The organism is Variovorax paradoxus (assembly GCF_024734665.1).
Classification (GTDB): Bacteria; Pseudomonadota; Gammaproteobacteria; order Burkholderiales; family Burkholderiaceae_C; genus Variovorax.
This window is the reverse complement of the sequence record NZ_CP102931.1, coordinates 439,080-461,256: the sequence shown is the minus strand read 5'-3', so window position 1 is coordinate 461,256 and position 22,177 is coordinate 439,080. Positions and strand designations below refer to the sequence as shown.

Annotated in this window: 19 protein-coding genes; 5 read left to right on the top strand and 14 right to left on the bottom strand. The window is 67.1% G+C overall.

Annotated elements, in window-relative coordinates:
* Window positions 1-19 precede the first annotated feature (19 nt).
* The 3 genes from NWF24_RS02135 (at window position 20) to NWF24_RS02125 (ending at window position 3,498) form a co-directional block, all read left to right on the top strand.
* On the top strand, window positions 20-838 hold the full coding sequence (locus NWF24_RS02135) for an ABC transporter permease (RefSeq protein WP_258352781.1): 819 nt from the start codon (window positions 20-22) through the stop codon (window positions 836-838).
* Window positions 839-849: 11 nt separating this feature from the next.
* Window positions 850-1,809, top strand: a complete 960-nt coding sequence (speB, locus tag NWF24_RS02130) for an agmatinase (protein ID WP_258352780.1) — start codon at window positions 850-852, stop codon at window positions 1,807-1,809.
* A 210-nt stretch (window positions 1,810-2,019) separates the two neighbouring features.
* A complete protein-coding gene (locus NWF24_RS02125) occupies window positions 2,020-3,498 on the top strand; it encodes an NAD-dependent succinate-semialdehyde dehydrogenase (RefSeq protein ID WP_258352779.1) in 1,479 nt (492 codons plus the stop codon).
* Between the two features lie 42 nt (window positions 3,499-3,540).
* Here NWF24_RS02125 and uvrA read toward each other — a convergent pair whose 3' ends face one another.
* On the bottom strand, window positions 3,541-9,291 hold the full coding sequence (gene uvrA / locus NWF24_RS02120) for an excinuclease ABC subunit UvrA (RefSeq protein ID WP_258352778.1): 5,751 nt from the start codon (window positions 9,289-9,291) through the stop codon (window positions 3,541-3,543).
* A gap of 186 nt (window positions 9,292-9,477) precedes the next feature.
* Between uvrA and NWF24_RS02115 the strand changes: the two genes are divergently transcribed.
* Both NWF24_RS02115 and NWF24_RS02110 read left to right on the top strand, forming a co-directional pair.
* Window positions 9,478-10,596 (top strand): ABC transporter substrate-binding protein, encoded by a 1,119-nt coding sequence (locus NWF24_RS02115; protein WP_258352777.1) that lies wholly within the window; start codon window positions 9,478-9,480, stop codon window positions 10,594-10,596.
* A 188-nt stretch (window positions 10,597-10,784) separates the two neighbouring features.
* Window positions 10,785-11,897 (top strand): ABC transporter substrate-binding protein, encoded by a 1,113-nt coding sequence (locus NWF24_RS02110; RefSeq protein ID WP_258352776.1) that lies wholly within the window; start codon window positions 10,785-10,787, stop codon window positions 11,895-11,897.
* 9 nt (window positions 11,898-11,906) lie between these two features.
* Here NWF24_RS02110 and NWF24_RS02105 read toward each other — a convergent pair whose 3' ends face one another.
* From NWF24_RS02105 to NWF24_RS02045, 13 genes are all read right to left on the bottom strand, one after another.
* Window positions 11,907-12,056 carry a hypothetical protein gene (locus tag NWF24_RS02105; RefSeq protein WP_019656389.1) on the bottom strand — a complete coding sequence of 50 codons (150 nt, stop codon included), beginning with the start codon at window positions 12,054-12,056 and terminating at the stop codon, window positions 11,907-11,909.
* A gap of 118 nt (window positions 12,057-12,174) precedes the next feature.
* A complete protein-coding gene (locus NWF24_RS02100; RefSeq protein ID WP_258352775.1) occupies window positions 12,175-13,869 on the bottom strand; it encodes an MFS transporter in 1,695 nt (564 codons plus the stop codon).
* 172 nt (window positions 13,870-14,041) lie between these two features.
* Entirely contained in the window at window positions 14,042-14,698 is a 657-nt protein-coding gene (locus NWF24_RS02095; RefSeq protein ID WP_258352774.1) for a 2-hydroxychromene-2-carboxylate isomerase, read from the bottom strand.
* Window positions 14,695-14,961, bottom strand: coding sequence for a DUF1289 domain-containing protein (locus tag NWF24_RS02090; protein WP_258352773.1), 267 nt, complete (start codon window positions 14,959-14,961; stop codon window positions 14,695-14,697). The genes NWF24_RS02095 and NWF24_RS02090 overlap by 4 nt, the downstream gene beginning before the upstream one ends.
* Complete coding sequence (locus tag NWF24_RS02085) at window positions 14,958-15,446, bottom strand: YbaK/EbsC family protein (protein WP_093056785.1); 489 nt, start codon at window positions 15,444-15,446, stop codon at window positions 14,958-14,960. Before NWF24_RS02085 ends, NWF24_RS02090 begins: the two co-directional genes overlap by 4 nt.
* A gap of 65 nt (window positions 15,447-15,511) precedes the next feature.
* Window positions 15,512-16,150, bottom strand: a complete 639-nt coding sequence (gene rhtB, locus NWF24_RS02080) for a homoserine/homoserine lactone efflux protein (protein WP_093056734.1) — start codon at window positions 16,148-16,150, stop codon at window positions 15,512-15,514.
* Between the two features lie 3 nt (window positions 16,151-16,153).
* Window positions 16,154-17,074, bottom strand: coding sequence for a hydroxymethylglutaryl-CoA lyase (locus NWF24_RS02075; protein WP_258352772.1), 921 nt, complete (start codon window positions 17,072-17,074; stop codon window positions 16,154-16,156).
* Window positions 17,075-17,209: 135 nt separating this feature from the next.
* Complete coding sequence (locus NWF24_RS02070; protein WP_258352771.1) at window positions 17,210-17,503, bottom strand: acylphosphatase; 294 nt, start codon at window positions 17,501-17,503, stop codon at window positions 17,210-17,212.
* A 16-nt stretch (window positions 17,504-17,519) separates the two neighbouring features.
* Complete coding sequence (locus NWF24_RS02065; RefSeq protein ID WP_258352770.1) at window positions 17,520-18,689, bottom strand: acyl-CoA dehydrogenase family protein; 1,170 nt, start codon at window positions 18,687-18,689, stop codon at window positions 17,520-17,522.
* A complete protein-coding gene (locus NWF24_RS02060; RefSeq protein ID WP_258352769.1) occupies window positions 18,686-19,915 on the bottom strand; it encodes a CaiB/BaiF CoA transferase family protein in 1,230 nt (409 codons plus the stop codon). Before NWF24_RS02060 ends, NWF24_RS02065 begins: the two co-directional genes overlap by 4 nt.
* On the bottom strand, window positions 19,912-20,928 hold the full coding sequence (locus NWF24_RS02055) for a Bug family tripartite tricarboxylate transporter substrate binding protein (protein WP_258352768.1): 1,017 nt from the start codon (window positions 20,926-20,928) through the stop codon (window positions 19,912-19,914). The genes NWF24_RS02060 and NWF24_RS02055 overlap by 4 nt, the downstream gene beginning before the upstream one ends.
* A gap of 31 nt (window positions 20,929-20,959) precedes the next feature.
* Window positions 20,960-21,355 carry a cupin domain-containing protein gene (locus NWF24_RS02050; RefSeq protein ID WP_258352767.1) on the bottom strand — a complete coding sequence of 132 codons (396 nt, stop codon included), beginning with the start codon at window positions 21,353-21,355 and terminating at the stop codon, window positions 20,960-20,962.
* A complete protein-coding gene (locus tag NWF24_RS02045) occupies window positions 21,352-22,101 on the bottom strand; it encodes an IclR family transcriptional regulator (protein ID WP_258352766.1) in 750 nt (249 codons plus the stop codon). The genes NWF24_RS02050 and NWF24_RS02045 overlap by 4 nt, the downstream gene beginning before the upstream one ends.
* Window positions 22,102-22,177: the final 76 nt, after the last annotated feature.

Genomic DNA, 22,177 nt, shown 5'->3' with positions numbered 1-22,177 from the left:
GCACGAAAGACGAACAAGCATGTTGAAGCTTCCCCAATTCCCGGCCTATGCCACCTTCGCCGACAAGCTCGGCTGGTGGCTGGTGCGCGCCGGCTGCGTCGCGGTGCTGGCCTTCTTGCTGGCGCCGATCCTGGTGGTGATTCCGCTGTCGTTCTCCGACAGTTCGTTCCTGGCCTACCCGATTCCCGGCTGGTCGCTGCGGTGGTATCGCAACCTCTTCGAATCGCCCGAGTGGGCACGCGCGGCGCGCAACAGCTTCATCGTCGCGCCGGCCGCCACGGTGCTGGCCACCGTGCTAGGCACGCTGGCGGCGGTGGGGTTGTCGCGCACGAGCTTCGCCTTCAAGGGCCTGCTCATGAGCGTGCTGATCTCGCCGATGGTGGTGCCGATCGTGGTGGTGGGCGTTGCCACGTACCTCTACTTCGCGCCCATCGGGCTGGCCGACACCTACTTCGGGCTGATCGTGGTGCATGCGGCGCTGGGCGCGCCCTTCGTGCTGACCACGGTGCTCGCCACGCTGGCCGGCTTCAACCAGAACCTGGTGCGCGCATCGCTGAGCCTGGGCGAGACGCCGTTCAGAACCTTCATGCGCGTCACGCTGCCGGTGATTGCGCCGGGCGTGATCTCGGGCGCGCTGTTCGCCTTCGCTACTTCGTTCGACGAAGTGGTGGTCACGCTGTTCCTCGCGGGGCCGGACCAGGTCACGCTGCCGCGCCAGATGTTCACGGGCATCCGCGAGAACATCTCGCCCACCATCGCCGCCGTGGCGACGCTGCTGATCATCTTCACCACCACGCTGCTGCTTGCGCTCGAATGGCTGCGCGGCCGGCGGCGCTGAACATTCACACGATGCCCACCACCACAACACCGAACCAGCCGCTGGGCGGCAACACGATGCCGCGCTTTGCCGGCCCCGGCACGATGATGCGGCTGCCCTCGGCAACTTCTGCGCAGGGGCTGGACGCGGCGTTCATCGGCGTGCCGCTGGACATCGGCACTTCCAACCGGCCGGGTGCGCGCTTCGGGCCGCGCCAGATCCGCGCCGAATCGGCATTGCTGCGGCCCTACAACATGGCCACCGGCGCAGCGCCTTTCGACAAGCTGAACGTGGCCGACCTGGGCGACGTGCCGATCAACACCTATTCGCTCGAGAAATCGATCGACATCATCTCGGACTTCTACGACACGGTGCTGGCCGCCGGCTGCGCGCCGCTGACGCTGGGCGGCGACCACACCATCGCACTGCCGATCCTGCGCGCATTGGCGCGCAAGCATGGCCCGGTCGCGCTGGTGCATGTGGATGCGCACGCGGACGTGAACGACGACATGTTCGGCGAACGCATTGCGCACGGCACTCCGTTCAGGCGCGCCGTCGAAGAGGGCCTGCTGGCCTGCGACAAGGTCTGGCAGATCGGCCTGCGCGGCACCGGCTATGCGGCGGACGATTTCGACTGGCCGCGTGAACAGGGCTTCACGGTGGTGCAGGCGCACGAGGTCTGGTATCAGTCGCTGGCGCCGCTGATGGCGCAGGTGCGCGAGCGCATCGGGCCGACGCATCCGGTGTACATCAGCTTCGACATCGACGGCATCGATCCTTCGTTCGCCGGCGGCACCGGCACGCCCGAGATCGGCGGACTCACCGTGCCGCAGGCGCTGGAAATCGTGCGCGGCTGCCGCGGGCTGAACGTGGTGGGCGCGGATCTGGTGGAGGTCAGCCCGCCGTACGACACGAGCGGGAACACTGCGCTGCTTGGGGCCAACCTGCTTTACGAAATGCTGTGCGTGCTTCCTGGCGTGCCTTTTCGCTGAGAGCCGGTTGCAGGGTCCGTTCGGGGTGCGTGCGAATGACACCGGGTACTCCCCTCCGCGAATGTCCCCCGCCTTCGGCTCCTCCTTTATTTCGCTGCGGGGAGCACCCGATGCCATTCGCACATCGGCGCAGTCGTTGTGCGGGCCGATCAACCACCGCGCCCTGACCTTCACTCCAACCCAAATAGAACGTAGACAAGCCCTGACACCATGAACACAAAAACCTCTCCCCTCGCGCTGCTGAACGACCCGACCCTGCTCAAGACCGACGCGCTGATCGCGGGCGAATGGATTGCGGGCGCCAGCCGCTTCGACGTGAACGACCCGGCTACCGGCCGGAAGCTGGTCGACGTGGCCAACCTCACGCGTACGGACGCTGCGCACGCCATCGCCGCCGCCAACAAGGCGCTCGCCGCCTGGCGTGGCAAGACCGGCAAGGAACGCAGCATCGTGCTGCGCAAGTGGTTCGACCTGCTGATCGCCAACACCGAAGACCTGGGCCGCCTGATGACCGCCGAGCAGGGCAAGCCCTTTGCCGAGGCCAAGGGCGAGGTTGCCTACGGCGCGAGCTTCATCGAATGGTTTGCGGAAGAAGCCAAGCGCGTGAACGGCGAGGTGCTGCCGCAGTTCGACAACAACCGGCGCCTGCTGGTGATGAAGCAGCCCATTGGCGTGTGCGCGGCAATCACGCCGTGGAATTTTCCGCTGGCCATGATCACCCGCAAGGTGGCGCCGGCGCTGGCCGCGGGCTGCACGGTGGTCATCAAGCCGGCCGAACTCACGCCGCTGACCGCCCTGGCCGCTGCGGAGCTGGCGGTGCGGGCCGGCATTCCGGCGGGCGTGCTCAACGTGCTCACGGCCGACAGCCAGAACAGCATCGCGATCGGCAAGGAGCTGTGCGAGAGCGACGTCGTGCGCCACCTGAGCTTCACGGGCTCGACCGAGGTGGGCCGCATCCTGATGAGCCAGTGCGCGCCGACGGTCAAGAAGCTGTCGCTGGAGCTGGGCGGCAACGCGCCCTTCCTGGTGTTCGACGATGCGGATGTGGATTCGGCTGTCGAAGGCGCCATCGCGAGCAAGTACCGCAACGCCGGCCAGACCTGCGTGTGCGCGAACCGGCTGTATGTGCAGGAAGGCATCTATGACGCCTTCGTCGAGAAGTTCGCGGCAAAGGTCAGGGCGCTCAAGGTCGGCAACGGCTTCGACGACGGCGTGACGCAGGGCCCGCTGATCGAGGATGCGGCCATCGACAAGGTGCAGCGCCATGTAGCCGACGCCATCGCCAAGGGCGGCAAGGTGCTGGCGGGCGGCCACAGGATGCAGGGCCAGTTCTTCGAGCCGACCGTGATTGCCGAAGCCACGCCCGACATGCTGTGCGCACGCGAAGAAACCTTCGGCCCCTTCGCGCCCGTGTTCCGTTTCAAGACCGAACAGGACGGCATCGACGCGGCAAACAACACCGAGTTCGGCCTCGCGAGCTACTTCTACACACGCGACGTGGGCCGGATCTTCCGCGTGGCGGAAGCGCTGGAATACGGCATGGTCGGCATCAACGCCGGCGTGATCGCCACCGAGCACGTGCCCTTCGGCGGCGTGAAGCAGTCGGGCCTGGGGCGCGAAGGCTCGCACCACGGCATGGACGACTACGTGGAGATCAAGTACCTCTGCCTGGGCGATATCCGGAAATAAGAGGAGGAAGGCGGGGGCAAGCCCCGCCCTGCCCTACCCTACCTATCGCGCCAGCACCGGCGCCAAGGCCACGCCGGTGTGCGTGCCGAGCCGCACCACCTCTTCCGGTGGCGCTGCCGCGACGATGCGCCCGCCGGCGTTTCCGCCCTCGGGCCCGAGGTCGAGGATCCAGTCGGCCTCGGCGATCAGGTCGAGGTCGTGCTCGATCACCACCACGCTGTGGCCGCCGTTCACCAGCCGGTGCAGCACGTGGATCAGCTTCTCGACGTCGGCCATGTGCAGGCCCACGGTCGGCTCGTCGAGCACATACAGCGTATGCGGCGCCTTCTGGCCGCGGCGAGTGATGTCGTCGCGCACCTTGCTCAGCTCGGTCACCAGCTTGATGCGCTGCGCCTCGCCGCCCGACAGCGTGGGCGATGGCTGCCCCAGCGTGAGGTAGCCGAGCCCCACGTCCTTCAGCAACTGCAGCGGATGGCTGATGTTGGGCATGCTGGCGAAGAATTCGACGGCCTCGTCGACTTCCATCTTCAGCACGTCGCCAATGCTCTTGCCGCGCCAGCTCACGGCCAGCGTCTCGGGGTTGAAGCGCGCGCCGTGGCACACCTCGCAGGGCACCTTCACGTCGGGCAGGAAGCTCATCTCGATGGTGCGCACGCCCGCGCCGTCGCAGCCGGGGCAGCGGCCTTCGCCGGTGTTGAAGCTGAAGCGCGCCGGGCCGTAGCCCCGCGCCTTGGCTTCGAGCGTGTCGGCGAAGAGCTTGCGGATGGTGTCCCAGAAGCCGATGTAGGTGGCCGGGCAGCTGCGCGGCGTCTTGCCGATGGGCGTCTGGTCGACTTCGAGCACGCGATCGATGGTCTCGTAGCCCTCGACCTTGCTGCAGCCGGCCCAAGCCGGGCGCTTGCCCGCGGCGTCGGCGTCGCGGCCCGCCTTGGTCATGCGCTGCACCACGATGCCGTGCACGTTGGCCAGCAGCACGTCGCGTGCGAGCGTCGATTTGCCCGAGCCGCTGACACCGGTGACCACCACGAGGCGGTGTAGCGGCAGCGTGGCTGTCACGTCCTGCAGGTTGTGCAGGTCGGCGCCGTGCACGGTGAGCCATTCGCCGTTGTCCGTGGCCTTGGGGTTGGGCGAAGGCACGAGGCGGCGCGCCTGCAGCGGGTGCTTGATGGCATCGCGCAGGTAGCGGCCGGTCTGCGAATCGCCGGCGTTCTGGATGTCGGCCACCGAGCCCTCGGCCACCAGCCGGCCGCCTCGCTTGCCCGCGCTCGGGCCGATATCGATGATGTGGTCGGCGCGGCGGATGGTGTCTTCGTCATGCTCCACCACCACCAGCGTGTTGCCCTTGTCGCCGAGCTTGTGCAGCGCGTTCAGCAGGATCTGGTTGTCGCGCGCGTGCAGGCCGATGGTCGGCTCGTCGAGCACGTAGCACACGCCCTGCAGGTTGCTGCCGAGCTGCGCTGCCAGGCGGATGCGCTGCGCTTCGCCGCCTGAAAGCGTGGGCGCGCCGCGGTCGAGCGTGAGGTAGCCCAGGCCCACTTCTTCGAGGAATTCGAGCCGGCTCTTGATCTCAGGCACCAGGTCGCGCGCGATCTCCGCCTCGCGGCCCGTGAGCGACAGCCCTTCGAACCACTGGCGCACCTCGGTCACGCTCATGCGCGCAAGCTCGGTGATGCCGATGCCGCCCGAGCCGTCGGCCGCGGTGCCGAAGCCCACAGCGCGGGCCGTGGCGTTCAGGCGCGTGCCTTCGCAGGTCGGGCAGACCACGTCGGCCAGGTCCTCGACCTCGGGTTCGGCAAAGGTCTGCTCGCGGCCCTTGTTGTCGTCGGCCAGCACGGAGTCGTCGAACACCTTGCGCTGGTCCTTGCTGAGCTTGACGCCCGTGCCCACGCAATCGGGGCACCAGCCGTGCTTGCTGTTGTAGCTGAACAGGCGCGGGTCGAGCTCGGCGTAGCTGGTGCTGCACACCGGGCAGGCGCGCAGCGTGGAGAACACGTTCACGCGGCCGATGCCGGCGGCGGACACGCCCGCCATCATCGCGGCGCGCAGGCCGTCGAGCTGGCTCAGCACATGCACCACACCCTTGCCGTGTTCGAGCGCCTTGGTCAGCGCCTCGCGCAGCTCGGTTTCTTTCGAAGGCAGCACGTCGAGGCTGGCCACCGGCAGTTCGATGCTGTGCTCCTTGAAGCGGTCGATGCGCGGGAAGCCGGTGGTTGGCAGGAAGTCGCCGTCCACGCGCAGGTGAGTGAAGCCGCGCGGGCGCGCCCAGTCGGCCAGCTCGGTGTACACGCCCTTGCGGTTGCTCACCAGCGGTGCGAGCAGGCCTATGTGCTGGCCCTTGAAGTTGCGCATCAGCTGCGCTGCGATGCTGTCGGGCGTTTGCGGCTGCACGGCCGCGCCGTCGTGAATGCAGTGCTGGATGCCCAGCTTCACGTACAGCAGCCGCAAAAAGTGCCACACCTCGGTGGTGGTGCCCACCGTGCTCTTGCGCCCGCCGCGCGACAGGCGCTGCTCGATGGCCACGGTCGGCGGAATGCCGTACACCGCGTCCACCTCGGGCCGGCCCGCCGGCTGCACGATGCTGCGCGCATAGGCGTTGAGCGATTCGAGATACCGGCGCTGCCCTTCGTTGAAAAGAATGTCGAAGGCCAGCGTCGACTTGCCCGAGCCGCTCACGCCCGTCACCACGCTGAACTTGCCGCGCGGAATGTCGACGCTGAGGTTTTTCAGGTTGTGCTCGCGCGCATTGACGATCTCGATCGCGTTGCTGCCCGGCGCTGTCTTCGCATTGGCGATGTAGCGGCGCGCGGCGCGCTCGGCCACCTTGTAGGCATCGGGGCCGATGGCCAGCTCGTAGTCGGCCAGCGCAGCGCCGGTGAGCGAGGCGCGGTTCTCGCGCAGCTGCTCCGGCGTGCCTTCGGCCACCACCTGGCCGCCGCCCTCGCCGCCTTCGGGGCCGAGGTCGATGAGCCAGTCGCTCGCGCGGATCACGTCGAGGTTGTGCTCGATGACGATCAGCGAATGGCCGGCGTCGAGCAGCTTGCGCAGCGCGCGCATCAGCCGCGCGATGTCGTCGAAGTGCAGGCCGGTGGTCGGCTCGTCGAACAGGAAGAGCGTGCCCTTGCGCGCCACCGACTGCTTGCTCGAGGTCGCGCTCTTGGCGGCCTCGGCCAGGAAGCCCGCGAGCTTCAGGCGCTGGGCTTCACCGCCGCTCAGCGTGGGCACGGGCTGGCCGAGCTTGACGTAGTCCAGGCCCACGTCAGAAATGGGTTGCAGCACGCGCAGCACGTCGCGGTCGGCCTCGAACACGGTGGCTGCTTCGGCCACGGTGAGGTCGAGCACGTCGGCCACGTTGTAGCTCTTGCCCTTGCGCTCCACGCGCACTTCGAGGATTTCGGGGCGGTAGCGCTTGCCGTCGCAATCGGGGCAGCGCAGGTACACGTCGGACAGGAACTGCATCTCGACGTGCTCGAAGCCCGAGCCGCCGCAGGTCGGGCAGCGCCCGTCGCCGGAGTTGAAGCTGAACTTGCTCGCGGTGTAGCCGCGCTGGCGCGACAGCGCCGCGGTGGCGAAGATTTCACGGATGGCGTCCCACGCGCCCACGTAGCTCGCGGGGTTGGAACGCGCGGTCTTGCCGATGGGCGACTGGTCGACGAACACCACGTCGCCGAGGTGATCGGCACCGAGCATGCGGTCGTGCGCGCCGGGCGTTTCGGTGGCCTTGCCGAAGTGGCGCATGAGCGCGGGCGCCAGCACGTCCTGGATCAGCGTGGACTTGCCCGAGCCGCTGACGCCGGTAACGCACACCAGGCGCGCCAGCGGAAACTCGACCGCGATGTTCTTCAGGTTGTGCTCGCGCACGCCTTCGAGAATGAGCCGGTGCGTGTTCTCGCTCACGAGCCGCTTGAAGCCCATGCCGATCTTCTTGCGCCCGCCCAGGTACTGGCCGGTGAGCGTGTCGGCATCGCGCAGTTGGTCAGTAGTGCCGTCGAACACGATCTGCCCGCCGCGCGCGCCGGGGCCGGGGCCCATGTCGATCACGCGGTCGGCGGCGAGCATCACGGCCGGGTCGTGCTCGACCACCACCAGTGTGTTGCCCGCATCCCGCAGGCGCAGCATGGCCTCGGTGATGCGGTTCATGTCGCGCGGGTGCAGGCCGATGCTGGGCTCGTCGAGCACGAACAGCGTGTTGACCAGCGAGGTGCCGAGCGCGGTGGTCAGGTTGATGCGCTGCACTTCGCCGCCGCTCAGTGTGCGGCTCTGGCGGTCGAGCGTGAGGTAGCCGATGCCGACGTCGTGCAGGTAGCGCAGGCGCGTGGTGATTTCTTCGAAGAGCAGCTTCAGCGCCTGGGTTTCGCCTTCGCTCACCGTGTGGCCGTTGCCGTGGTGCTCAACGCGATCGAAGAGCCTGCGCAGCCGCTCGATGGGCAGCAGCATCAGGTCGTGCAGGCACAAGCCCGGCAGGGCCTCGAGCTGCGCGCGCGTCCACTTGGCGCCGGTGGGCATGAAGCGCTTTTCGGGCGGCAGCACCGCGTCGGCGTCTTCCTTGCTGCCGATGCGCCACAGCAGGCTGTCGAGCTTCAGGCGCGCGCCGCTGCAGGTGGGGCACGGCGTGTAGCTGCGGTATTTGGACAAGAGCACGCGGATGTGCATCTTGTAGGCCTTGCTCTCCAGGTAGCCGAAGAAGCGCCGCACGCCGTACCACTGCTTGTTCCAGTTGCCTTCCTTGTAGTTGGGCGTGCCTTCGATCACCCAGTGCTTCTGCTCGTCGGTGAGCTTGTTCCAGGGGGTGTCGCGCGGGATGCCGGCGGTTTCGGCATGGCGCATGAGGTCGTCCTGCGCTTCTTTCCAGGCGGGCGTCTGGATGGTCTTGATGGCGCCGGCGCGCAGCGTGAGCTTGTCGTTCGGAATCACCAGGCCCAGGTCGACGCCGATCACGCGGCCGAAGCCGCGGCAGGTTTCGCAGGCACCCACGGCCGAGTTGAACGAGAACATCGACGGGATCGGGTCGGCGTAGCGGATGTCGCTCTCGGGGCAGTGCAGACCGGTGGAGAACTTCCAGACGTCGGTAGGAGCGTTTTCCTCGGCGCCAGTGGCGTGCACCGTGACGCGCCCGCTGCCGCGCTTGAGCGCCACTTCGATGGCCTCGACCACGCGCGAGCGCTCGGCGCTCGATGCGCGAAAGCGGTCGGCCACCACGTCGAGCACCTTGCGCGGACCGGTGGGCGTGGCCACCTCGCGCTCGGCCTGCACGCGGGTGAAGCCGCTGGCAGACAGCCACTGCGTGACTTCCTCGGCCGTGGTGCTCGCGGGCAGCTCGACCGGAAAGGTGACCACCAGGCGCGGATCGCCCGCCGCGGCCGCGCGCTCGACGATCTGCGCGTAGATGCTGTCGGGCGAATCGTGGCGCACCGGCAGCGCGGTTTCGCGGTCGAACAGGTTGGCCGCGCGCGCGAAGAGCAGCTTCAGGTGGTCGTTCAGCTCGGTCATCGTGCCGACCGTGGAGCGCGAGGAGCGCACCGGGTTGGTCTGGTCGATGGCGATGGCGGGCGGCACGCCCTCCACCTTGTCGACGGCCGGCTTGTCCATGCGGTCCAGGAACTGGCGGGCGTAGGCGGAGAAGGTTTCCACGTAGCGCCGCTGGCCTTCGGCGTAGAGGGTGTCGAAAACGAGGCTGGACTTGCCCGAGCCGCTGGGCCCGGTGACCACCGTCATCTCGCCGGTGCGGATGTCGAGGTCGAGGTTCTGGAGGTTGTGCTGGCGCGCGCCGCGAATCCGGATGGAGCCCTGTGTCATGAGTGCCTTGGGGGGTGGGGCAAACATTCTAGGGAGTGCGCAATGACGGATTTGCGCACTACGTCACAAGGTCGGTGGCTGCGCAGGGGTTTGTCCGAATGGAATTCACGATACTTTCAGAAACAAATAGGACATTTGTTTTCACCTTCTCACAAACCGCTTCCCCCATTCCCTCGAAAGATTTCCATGACGAAGACGACGACGCGCATGCTTTGCGCCGCCGCCCTCCTGGCCTTCAGCGCCGTGGGCGCATCGGCCCAGATCCTGATCGGCCAGACCACCGGCGTGACCGGCTCGGTGGCCGCGAGCGTGAACGAGACCATCGGCGGCGCGCAACTGCTGATCGACTCGGTCAACACCCAGGGCGGCATCCACGGCGAGAAGATCGAAATACTGCGCATGGACGACGGCTTCGACGTGAAGCGCGCCAGCGAGAACGCGCGCGTGCTGATCGAGGACAAGAAGGTGCTGGCGCTGTTCATGAGCCGCGGCACGCCGCACTCGCAGGCCATCATCCCGTGGCTCGACAAGTACGACGTGGCGCTCATCGGCCCCTCCACCGGCGCGATGGTGCTGCACAAGCCGCTGCAAAAGCACGTGTTCAACGTGCGCGCCACCTACCAGCGCGAGGCCGAGAAGGCGGTGCAGCACCTGCTGACCATCGGCCTCACGCGGATCGCGGTGGTGCACGTGACCGATTCGTTCGGCACGGACGCGCTCGAAGGCGCGATGACCGGCTTTGCCAAGGGCAAGGCCAAGCCGGTCGTGACCATTCCGGCCGACCGCGACAAGCCCGACTACAAGGTCATCGTGCCGGCCATCAAGGACGCCGATGCGCAGGCCGTGGTGTGGATCGGCTCGGGCGTTGCCGTGGTCGACGGCATCAAGGCGCTGCGCGCGAGCGGCTCGGCGGCGCAGGTGGTCACGCTGTCGAACAACGCCTCGTCGGGCTTCATCAAGCAGCTGGGCGACGCGAGCAAGGGCGTGATCGTGACGCAGGTGTTCCCGAACGAGCGCTCGCTCGGCCAGCCGATGGTGAAGGAAGCCCTGGCACTCGCACAGGCCAAGGGCCAGGCGGAGCTGTCGCCGGCCATGCTCGAAGGCTTTGCCTCGGCCAAGGTGCTGGTGGAGGCGCTGCGCCGCGCGGGGCCCAAGCCCACGCGCGCGAAGATGGTCGCTGCGCTCGAAAGCCTCAAGGGCTACGACCTGGGCGGCGGCCTGGAGGTGAGCTATTCGCTGCAGGACCACAGCGGCATCGACTTCGCGGACCTGTCGATCATCAGCGACGGGCGCTTCAAGCGCTGAGCCCCGCCCCTCGATAACGCCATTCCTCGAACCAACGGCCCGCCGACACAACCGGCGGGCCGTTGGCTTTGGGCGTTCTGCAAACCTTGTTCTGACAGGGTTTCCGCGAACTGGCGGCAAGTGACGTTCAGCAACACATTACACACCTGCTGACAGAAGCACTCCGCTTCGTGGAAAGGCTTTGCTCGATGAAAAAGACGTTCACGTCCTGCGCCGTGGCGCTGCTCCTGACCATGGCAGCCCAGGGCGCAACGGCCCAGATCCTGATCGGCCAGTCGGCCGACCTTTCGGGCCCGGTGGCGGCCAGCGTCAAGGAAACCATCATGGGCTCGCAGCTGGTCATCGACCAGGTCAATGCCCAGGGCGGGATCAACGGCGAGCAGATCGAGGTGATCCGCATGGACGACGGCCTCGACGCCAAGCGCTCGCTGGAGAACACGCGCGTGCTCATCGAAGACAAGAAGGTCGTCGCGCTGCTGCTCAACCGCGGCACGCCCAACACGCTCGCGGTGATTCCGCTGCTCGACAAGTACGGCGTGGCGCTGGTCGGCCCTTCGACCGGCGCGATGGCGCTGCACAAGCCGCTGCAAAAGAACATCTTCAACGTGCGCTCGACCTACCAGCGCGAGGCTGAGAAGGCCGTGCAGCATCTGCAGACCACCGGCATCCAGCGCATTGCCGTGGTGCAGGCCGACGATTCCTTCGGCAAGGACGCGATGGAAGGCGCGAACAAGGGCTTCGAGAAAGCGAACCTGAAGCCGGCCGTGATCGCGCTGGCCGACCGCAACAAGCCCGACTTCGCGGCGATCGTTCCGCAGCTGACCAAGGCCAACGCGCAGGCGGTGCTGTGGATCGGCTCGGGCACTGCCGTGACCGACGGCATCAAGGCGCTGCGCGCCGCGGGCTCGGCGGCGCAGATCATCACGCTGTCGAACAACGCGGCCTCGGGCTTCATCAAGGAACTGGGCTCGGCCAGCGCCGGCGTGATCATCACGCAGGTGCTGCCCTACGAGCGCTCCTTCGGCCACCCGCTCATCAAGGAAGCGCTGGCGCTGGCCAAGGCCAAGGGCCAGAACGACCTGTCGCCGGCGCTGCTCGAAGGCTTCGTCGCCACCAAGGTGATGGTGGAGGCGCTGCGCCGCACGGGCCCGAAGCCCACGCGCGCAAAGCTCATCGCCACGCTCAACAACTTCCAGTACGACGTGGGCGGCGGGCTCGACGTGAGCTATTCGCCGACGGACCACACGGGCATCGACTTCGTAGACCTTTCGATCGTCAGCGACGGCAAATTCAAAAGATAAGGCGGCGCCTTACTTGGGCGCAGCGGCGGGCGCAGGCTCGTGCGTGGTGGTATCGCCACCGTGCTTCTCGCCCGACATGTCGACCTTGTCGCCGGCCTTGGAGATCACGTACAGAGCAATGGCGGCAAAGATGACGAAGCCGACGACGAGTTTCCACATGGGTGTTGTCTCCTGACGAGGTTGATTGATTCGAGGGTTCAAGAAAAAGGCCTCATGCGGTTGGCATGAAGCCTCTTTGTTGAACGGAGGGCATGGCGCCCTCCTGTGCGAGCGACGCTCAGTCGTTCGCGTAGATGTCCACGTTCTTGGTTTCGCGGATGAAGATCGTGCCCACCACCAGCGTGATGCCGGCAATGATGATCGGATACCAAAGCCCGTTGTACATGTTGCCGGTGGAGGCCACGATGGCGAAGGCCGTGGTCGGCAGCAGGCCACCGAACCAGCCGTTGCCGATGTGATACGGCAGGCTCATCGAGGTGTAGCGGATGCGCGTGGGGAACAGCTCGACCAGCATCGCCGCGATCGGGCCGTAGACCATCGTCACCAGCAGCACCAGCCAGAACAGCAACACGATGGTCATCACCTTGTTGATCTTGGCGGGGTCGGCCTTGGCCGGGTAGCCTGCGACCTTCAGGTCTTCGGCCACGCCCTTCTTGAAGGCAGCGATTTCCTTGGCGGAGTTTTCATCGAACTTGGAGTTCGCGACGTTGCCGACGGGCGCCTCGACCGACTTGTCGCCGATCTTCACGATGGCCTTCGAACCCGGCGCGCCGGCCACGTTCTCATAGCTCACCGAGTTCTGCACGAGGTAGCGCTTGGCGATGTCGCACGAGCTGCGGAAGTCGATCTCGCGGGCCACCGGATTGCCCTGGAACGAGCAGGTCGCCGGGTCGGCCGTCACCGTGACGGCGGCCGTGGCCTGTGCGCGGGCCAGGTCGGGGTTGGCGGCTTCAGTCAGCATCTTGAAGACCGGGAAGTAGGTGACCACGGCAAGCAGGCAGCCGGCCATGATGATCGGCTTGCGGCCGATCTTGTCCGACAGCGTTCCGAAGATCACGAAGAAGGGCGTGCCCAGCAGCAGCGCGGCGGCAATCATCAGGTTGGCCGTGGTCGCATCGACCTTCAGCTGCGCCGTCAGGAAGAAGAGCGCGTAGAACTGGCCCGAATACCAGACCACCGCCTGGCCCGCCGTGAGGCCGACCAGCGCCAGGATGACGATCTTCAGGTTCTTCCACTCGCCGAACGACTCGGACAGCGGCGCCTTCGAGGTCTTGCCCTCGGCCTTCATCTTCTGGAAGGCCGGCGATTCACTCAGCGACAGGCGGATCCACACCGAGATGCCCAGCAGCAGGATCGACACCAGGAACGGAATGCGCCAGCCCCAGTCGTTGAACACCGCTTCGCCGAACCATTCGCGCACGCCCAGGATCACCAGCAGGCTCAGGAACAGGCCGAGCGTTGCCGTGGTCTGGATCCACGAGGTGTAGGCGCCGCGCTTGCCGTGCGGCGAGTGCTCGGCCACGTAGGTGGCGGCACCGCCGTATTCACCGCCGAGCGCCAGGCCCTGCAGCATGCGCAGCGCGATCAGGATCACCGGCGCCGCAACGCCGATGGTCGCGTAGCTGGGCAGCAGGCCGACGATGAAGGTCGACAGGCCCATGATCAGGATCGTGACCAGGAAGGTGTACTTGCGCCCGATCATGTCGCCCAGGCGGCCGAACACGATGGCGCCGAACGGACGCACCAGGAAGCCCGCGGCGAACGCCAGCAGCGCGAAGATGAAGGCCGCGCCCGCATCCAGGCCACTGAAGAACTGCTTGGCGATGATCGCGGCCAGCGAACCGTAGAGGTAGAAGTCGTACCACTCGAACACGGTGCCGAGCGAGGAGGCGAAGATGACTTTCTTCTCCTCCGCTGACATGGGCCGGGGGGCCGGATGCGGCACTCCCCTCGAATCTAGTGTGGCTGCCATTGGTCATCTCCTGTGTATGCGTTCGTTGCGGTTCCCGGCATTCGGGACCGTGAGGCATTCTTGGAGGCGCGACTGACCCGAGCCTTGCGCGAAACTGAACCGACGCTTACGGATTAGGGTGAAACCCGCGCAGCGCGTTTCAGCCTGTAAGAAATTCGGCCCTTACCGGGTTTTACCTAGGTGCCTGGTTCTTGCTGCTGCGCAGCAGGGATGGGCGCTGGTCCGCAGACGTCCATTGCGGGCCGTCGAACCATGCGTCGCCCGCCAGGTAGGCGTGCAGCATCTGCAGGCCGTCGAAGCCCCAGAACGGGCGGCCGTCGACCACATAGGCCGGCGTGCCGAACACGCCGAGCTGCAGGGCCTCGTCGGTGTTGCGCTTGAGCAGAGCCTTGCTCTCGTCGCTGTTCGCTTCGCGCTTCGGCTTCAATTGCGCGGTGAGCGCGGCGAGGCGCGTGGCGTCGCCCGCTTCTTCACCGCCGCGCCACACGTGACGGAAGACGGTCTCTGCCACGAGGCGGCTGATGCTGCCGTCATCGCTCGTGGACACGGCGAGCCGCAGGTGCGGCAGCGGGTTGTAAGGGTGCGAGGCCGGCATCTCGATCTCGATGCCGTTCGCGTGGCCCAGCCAGAGCACATGGCGATACGTCCAGCTGCGCTTCGACGGAATCTCCGCCGGGCCGAGTTGCCCGTGCTGCTTGAGCAGCGCGCCCAGCAGGACCGGCTTGTAGGCCACGCTGTAGCTCAGGCCTTCGAGCGCCTCGGGCAGGTGCTCGAACGCAAGGTGCGCGTAGGGCGAGATGAAGTCGAGATAGAAGTCGATGTGCTTCATGCGTGCCTGTCTCCTGTGTCGGCTGGAGCCCGCCAGATGCCGGCCTTGGCCCGCAACTCTATCGCTCGCCAGACGTGGCGCCGCGTTTCGTCTTCCATCTTGCTCCAGCCCGCGATCTCGGGAATGGTGCGCAGGCAGCCTTCGCAGAAGCCGCTCAGGCGGTCCATGCGGCACACCGACGAGCACGGCGAGGGCACGTCTTCCACCATGGCCTGCACGGCCACGGCGCGTTCGGCAAGCGTTTCGGCCTCGTCGAAATTCACACCACGTCCGCCACCGGCGCGCCGGTGAGTTTTTCGAGATCGTGCGGGCGCAGTTGGAACACCGCATGCGGATGGCCCGCGGCCGCCCAGATTTCCTCGAAGCGGAACAGCTCGCGGTCGATCAGCACCACGGGCTTGGTCACATGCCCCACGGGCGAGACGCCGCCGATGGTGAAGCCGGTGCGCGCCTTCACGAAGTCGGCGTCGGCGCGGCCGGTCTTGCCGACCAGCGCATCGACCTTCTTCTCGTCCACGCGCTTGTCGCCTGAGGTGATGACCAGTACCGCCACTTCGTCGCTCTTGCGGCGGAAGATGATGCTCTTGGCGATCTGCCCGACGGAAATACCGAGCGCGTCGGCCGCCTGCTGCGCGGTGCGGCAGGCGTCGTCGAGCATGCGTGGCGAATGGGGGTGGCCGGCGTCCTGCAGCACGCGGGAGACGCGCTGGACACCTTCGGGGAGGGAGTGGAGTTCAGAGCCGCACATGGATTCGAATCTATCAGGCACCTGGCACCGTGGTGCCGGGAAAAAGGGAAACAGGTTCGCAGCGGCTACGCGCTGCGCTTGAACGCGAACAGGAATGCGCCCATCGCCATCAGCACGCCACCGAACACGCGGTTCTGCGCACGCCGGGCCCGCACACTGCGAAGCACGCCCTGCAGCCGCGCGGCCAGCCAGGCGTAGCCGTGCATCACGGTCACGTCGACCATCACCGTCGTGGCCAGCAGCACCAGCAACTGCAGCCACAGCGGCCGTGTCGGCTGGATGAACTGCGGCAGCACGGCCGCCATGAAGACGATGCCCTTGGGGTTGGTCACGTTGGTCAGGAAGCCGCGCAGCACGCGCTGCGGCGCCGTGAGGTCGGGCTCGGAAGCCGCCTCCTGCGCGTTGCCGTCGATCTTCGCAACGGGCGCGCGCCACTGGCGCCAGCCCAGCCACAGAAGGTAGCAAGCGCCGACCACCTTGATGACCGTGAACGCGGTGGCCGAGGCGGTGAGCACCGCGCCCACGCCGAGCCCGGCCACCAGCAGGATCACGGCGAGCCCCAGCTGGAGCCCGACGATGGTCGCCGTGGTGCGCCGCACGCCGTAGCTGAGCCCATGGCTCATGCTGAGCACCGCGCCCGAACCGGGCGACACGGCGATGACGCAACTCGCCACCAGGAATGCGAGCCAGACTTGCAGATCCATGCTTCAACCCGCCCGCTTGGTACGGATGGCCTTCGAGGCACGCGAGTTCGGCTCGCGGCCCAGCGCCTCGCTGATGTACACGCCCGCGTCGATCAGCCTGTCGAGGTCGATGCCGGTCTCGATGCCCATGCCGTGCAGCATGTAGACCACGTCTTCGGTCGCCACGTTGCCGGTCGCGCCTTTGGCGTACGGGCAGCCGCCCAGGCCGGCCGAGGACGACTGGAAGTTCCACACGCCCATCTCGAGCGCCGCCAGCGTGTTGACCAGCGCCTGCCCGTAGGTGTCGTGAAAGTGGCCTGAAATGGCGTCGACGTCGAAGTGCGCCAGCGTGGCCTCCATCGCCGCTTGCACCTTGCGCGGCGTGCCCACGCCGATGGTGTCGGCCACGTCCACGCGCTGCACGCCAATGCCCTTCATCAGTTGCGCGAGGTATGCGACCTTGGCCGGCGCAATCTCGCCTTCATAGGGGCAACCCACGGTGCAAGACATGGCGCCACGCACGTAGATGCCCTTCTCGCGCGCCGCGGCCACCACGGGTGCGAAGCGCTCGATGCTCTCGGCAATGGAGCAGTTGATGTTCTTCTGGCTGAAGGCCTCGCTCGCGGCGCCGAACACCACGATCTCATCGGGCCACTCTTCGCGCGGCGCGGCGATGGCGGCCTCGAAGCCCTTCATGTTGGGCGTGAGCACCGAATAGCGCACGCCGGGCTTGCGCTTGATGCCGTGCATCACCTCGGCGTTGTCGGCCATCTGCGGCACCCACTTGGGGCTGACGAAGCTGGTGACCTCGATCTCCTTGAGCCCCGCGTCCTGCAGGCGGTGCACGAGTCCGATCTTGATTTCGGCGGAGACCGGCTGCTTTTCGTTCTGCAGGCCGTCGCGCGGGCCGACGTCGACGACCTCGACTTTGGTGGGGAGTTTCATGGGATGTCTCTTGTGTCTCGGGAGGATGAGAAACCGCCGTCGATTGTCCGACACATGGAAATGCCCTGCTCGGTACACAAGTCGCGGAAGGTAGCAATGCGCGCCTGTGGGGTTGCAAATGATGCCAGTCGGGCGCTAGGCGGTTTCGCGCTGCTCAAAGTCGTCGGGGCCGTCCGTGGTCGCGGCATCGGTCGCCTCGACCGCATCCACGCGCGCGCCGTCCGGCCCCTGGTGCGCCCAGCGGATCAACTCTTCCACCGCGACAGCCCCGCCGGCTGCAAGCGCCTCCACGCTGCCGTCACGCCGGTTGCGCACCCAGCCGCGCACGCCGAGCCGCTTCGCAGCCTGCACCATCGACCAGCGGTAGCCGACGCCCTGCACACGGCCGCGAATGACGAGGTGGCGGGCGACGGTGGCGTCGTTGTTCATGGCGTGGTGGTGCGGATCAGTAAGACTTGGGCAGCCCTAGCGCCTTCTCGGCGATGAAGTTCAGGATCATCTGCGGGCTCACGGGTGCAATGCGCGGAATGTAGCTCTCGCGCAGCAGGCGCTCAACGTGATATTCCTTCGCATAGCCCATGCCACCCAACGTGAGCACTGCGTTCTGGCAGGCGTCGTGAGCAGCTTCTGCCGCGAGGTACTTGGCGGCATTGGCTTCGATGCCGCAGGGCTCGCCGGCGTCGTACAGCGTGGCGGCCTTGAGCATCATCAGATCTGCGGCTTCCAGATTGGCCCACGCACGCGCCAGCGGATGTGCCACGCCCTGGTTCTGGCCGATGGGCCGGCCGAACACGACACGCTCCTGCGCGTACTGCGAGGCGATGCGCAGCGCAGCGCGGCCGATGCCGATGGCTTCCGCCGCGATCAATATGCGCTCGGGGTTGAGGCCGTGCAGGATGTATTCGAAGCCCCGCCCGTCCTCGCCGATGCGGTCGGCCTCGGGCACTTCGAGCCCGTCGATGAAGAGCATGTTCGAGTCCACCGCCGCGCGGCCCAGCTTGTGGATCTCGCGCACCTCGACCTTGCTGCGGTCCAGCGGCGTGTAGAACAGCGTGAGGCCCTGCGTAGGCTTCTTCACCTGGTCGAGCGGCGTGGTGCGCGTGAGGATCAGCATGCGGTCGGCCACCTGCGCGGTCGATATCCAGATCTTGCGGCCGTGCAGCAGGTAGCTGCCGTTCGGCTGGCGCACCGCCTGCGTCTTGAGGCTGGTGGTGTCGAGCCCCGCGTCGGGCTCGGTCACGGCGAAGCAGGCTTTCTCTTTGCCAGCGATCAGCGGCGGCAGGAAGCGCTGGCGCTGCTCCTCGCTGCCGAACACCACCACCGGGTTGAGCCCGAAGATGTTCATGTGCACCGACGACGCGCCCGACATGCCCGCGCCCGATGCGCTGATGGCGCGCATCATCAGCGCCGCCTCGGTGATGCCGAGCCCCGCGCCGCCCTGCGCCTCAGGCATGGCGATGCCGAGCCAGCCGCTGTCGGCCACGGCGCGGTGGAACTCGTGCGGGAACACGGCACGGTCGTCGTGGTCGCGCCAGTAGTCGGCGGGAAAGTCTTCGCAAAGGCGTTCGATGGCCGCGACCAGCGAGCGCTGGTCTTCGTTCAGGGAGAAATTCATTCTTCGCCGTCTTTCTTCAATGGGCCCGGTTGCAGCGTGACGCCGCTTTCGAGCATGCGTTCGATGGCTTCATCGCCGTAGCCCGCTTCGCGCAGCAGCTCCACGCTCTGCTCGCCGATGCGCGGCGTGGGGCGGCGGATGGCGGTGGGCGTGGCGCTGTAGCGGCCGACCGGCGCGAGGGTGCGGATGCGGCCCTCCGTGGGGTGATCGAACTCGGGATAGAAACCGACGGCGCGCAGGTGCGGGTCATCGAGCAGGCTGTCGGTGCTGTGCAGGCGCGCGACGGGAATGTCGGCGGCGCTCAGCGCGGCAAACCATTCGTCGCTGCCGCGCGTGGCCATCACCTCGGCCACGAAGGCATAGACCGCGCCGATGTTCGCGGCGCGCGCGGTGTGCGTGCCGAATATCGGCGAGCTGCGCAGCTCGGGCCGGCCGATCACGTCGAAGAAGGCCTGCCAGTGCTTGTCGTTGTAGATGAGCACGCTGAGGTAGCCGTCGGCCGTGGCGTAGGGCTTGCGATGCGGTGCGAGCAGGCGCGCATAGCCAGTGGGGCCGAGCGGTGGCTCGAAGCTGTGGCCACCGAGGTGGTCGCCCATGACGAATTGCGACAGGGCTTCGAACATGGGCACTTCGACGGCCTGGCCCTTGCCGGTGCGCTGCGCATGCAGCACTGCGGCGAGCAATGCGATGGCGGCTTGCAGGCCGACGGCGCGGTCGGCCAGCGTGACGGGTGCGTAGCGCGGCGCGCCGCCGCTTTGCTGCGCGAACAGCGAGGCGACACCCGCTGCGCCCTGAATCAGATCGTCGTAGGCGGGCTTTCCGGCATAGGGCCCCTGCTCGCCGTAGCCAAAGGCGCCGAGGTAGACGATCTTCGGGTTCACCGCAGCCACGGCTTCGTAGCCCAGCCCGAGCCGTGCCATCGCCTGCGGCCGCGTGTTGTAGATCAGCGCATCGCACCCCGCGGCCAGCTTCAAGCAAGCCTCGCGCCCCTCGGGCTGCTTGAGGTCGAGCACGATGGAGCGCTTGTTGCGGTTGAGGTGCATCGCCATCGCACCCATGCCCGGGTGGCGCATCGGGCCGACGGCGCGCAGGTTGTCGCCGCCGGGCGGCTCGACCTTGATGATGTCGGCGCCGAGGTCGCCAAGCGTCTGCGTCGCATACGGGCCCATCACCACGGCCGTGAGGTCGAGGATGCGGATGCCTTCCAGAGGTCCGGTCGCACTCATTCGGGCTGAATCCCCGCAGCCTGGATCAGCTTCTTCCACTTCGCAAGCTCCGACACGGTGAACGCGCCCAGCTCTTCCGGCGTGCTGCCGAAGGCATCGAAGCCCAGCTTCGCCACGCGCTCACGGAAGGCCGCGCCGTTCGCCATCTCGGACAGCGCCTTGTTGAGCTTCAGCACGATGTCGCGCGGCGTGCCGGCCGGCGCGAACACGCCGTTCCACGAAGTGATGTCGAAGCCTTTCAGCTCCGGCGTGTCGGCCAGCGGCGGCAGTTCGGGAAAGAGCTTGGTGCGCTCCTGCGTGGTGACGACAATCGCGCGCATCTTGCCGGCCTTCACCGTGGCAAGGCCCGCGGCGAGGTCGACCACCATCATCGACACCTGCCCGCCGATCAGGTCGGCAATGGCCGGTGGCGTGCTCTTGTACGGCACGTGCAGCATCGGCACGCCGCTCATTCGCGACAGCGTGGCGCCGCTCACGATGCCGGTGCTGTTGCCGCTCGCATAGGTCAGCTTGCCGGGGTGCGCGCGGCCCCAGGCCAGCAGCTCGGCCACGCTCTTTACAGGCAGGTCGTTGTTGACCACCAGCATGAACGGCAGGTTGCCCATGCGGCTGACGGGCGCGAAGTCTTTCACCGGGTCGTAGGGCAGCGACTTCATCAGGCTCGGGTTGGCCGAGTGCGTGGTGTTGGTCGTCATGAACAGCGTGTAGCCGTCGGGCGGTGCCTTGGCGACAAACTCGGCCGCGATCACGCCGTTGGCGCCGGCCTTGTTGTCGACGATGACCGAAGCCTTGAGCGCCTCGCCGAGCATCTGCCCGGTGATGCGCGCCACTGCATCGGTGCCGCTGCCGGCCGCGAAGGGCACGACGAGCCTGATCGGCTGCTTCGGGTAGCCGTCCTGCGCGAAGGCCCATGGCGCGGTGCCGGCAAGCCCCGCGGCCGCGCCGATGGAAATGAAACGGCGGCGGTTCGCCACCGCGACCGGTTTCCCGATCGCGTTCTTCGTTGTCTGCATGTGGTTTGTCTCCGGTTGTTGTGCTGTCAGTTCAGGGCCGGATCACGCGCTCCGGCGATTCCTCGTACGGCGGGCTGTAGATCACCAGCACGCGCACCGGCTCGTCGCTCACCACCGTGAAGGTGTGCATCGCGTCGGCGGGAAAGAAGCAGCTGTCGCCCGGGCGCAGCTCCTGCCGCTGGCCGCCCACCTCGGCGACCGCGCGGCCTTCGAGCATGTAGCAGACCTGCTCGATGCCCGGGTGCGCATGCGGCAGCGCGCCCTTGCCCTTCTGGATGTGGCCGACCAGCACTTCGAGCTGCTTCGCGCCCACGGTCTCGGGGCCGATCAGGCGCTTGTTCAGCGTGCCGGTGTGGTTGGCGGGGTGGTAGCCGGTGATCTCATCCTCGCGGACGAAGTAGCGTGGAGCAGCGGTCGTTGCAGTCATCGGGGGCTTTCTGTCTTGGGTTCGATGGCGAGGCAGGCCGAGCGCAGCATTGCGGCGATCTCCTCGATGCGCGCCTCCATGCGATAGCGCGGACCTGCAACCGAGATGGCATAGGCCTCGCCGCCGATGCGCAACGGCCATGCGAGGCCGATCAGGTCGGGAATGCTTTCGCCGACGTTGCCGTACCAGCCGCGTGCGGCGGAGCGCTGCAGCTCGGCCTCGATGGCGTCGGCGGTGGTGAGCGTGGCCTCGGTCAGCGGCGCGAGCGTCATGCCGTCCAGCAGCTTGCGGCGCGCTTCGGCGTCGAGCGTGGACAGCAGCGCGCGGCCCAGCGAGTTGGCGTAGGCCGGGCGCGTTTCGCCCGACTCGGCCGTGTAGCGGATGCTCTGCGGTGCACTCAGCACTTCCAGGTAGACCACCAGGCCCGCATCGCGGAACTTGGCGAAGACCACCGTCTCGCGCGCGGTGTCGCGCAGTTCCTCGAGCGTGGCCTTCACCCGGTCGAGCACCGGGTCGTGGGCGGCGATGACCTGCGCCATCGCAAGCAGCCGGCCCGTCGGGTAGTAGCCCTGGCGGCGGCCGGTCTCGTACATGTAGCCCTGCTCTTCGAGCGTGCGGATCAGGCCCAGGCAGCTCGACACCGGCATGTCGAGCAGGCGCGCCATCTCGGACAACGCCAGCGGCTGCTTCTCGCGGGCGAAGAGCTCGACGATCTCGATCACCCGAAACGCGGTTTTCACAGTCATGAAAAGATTTTCATACTTGTGAAAAACTTGCGCTTCGGGGTTTCCCCTGCCCGCACCCTATTCCGGCGGGCCTGAC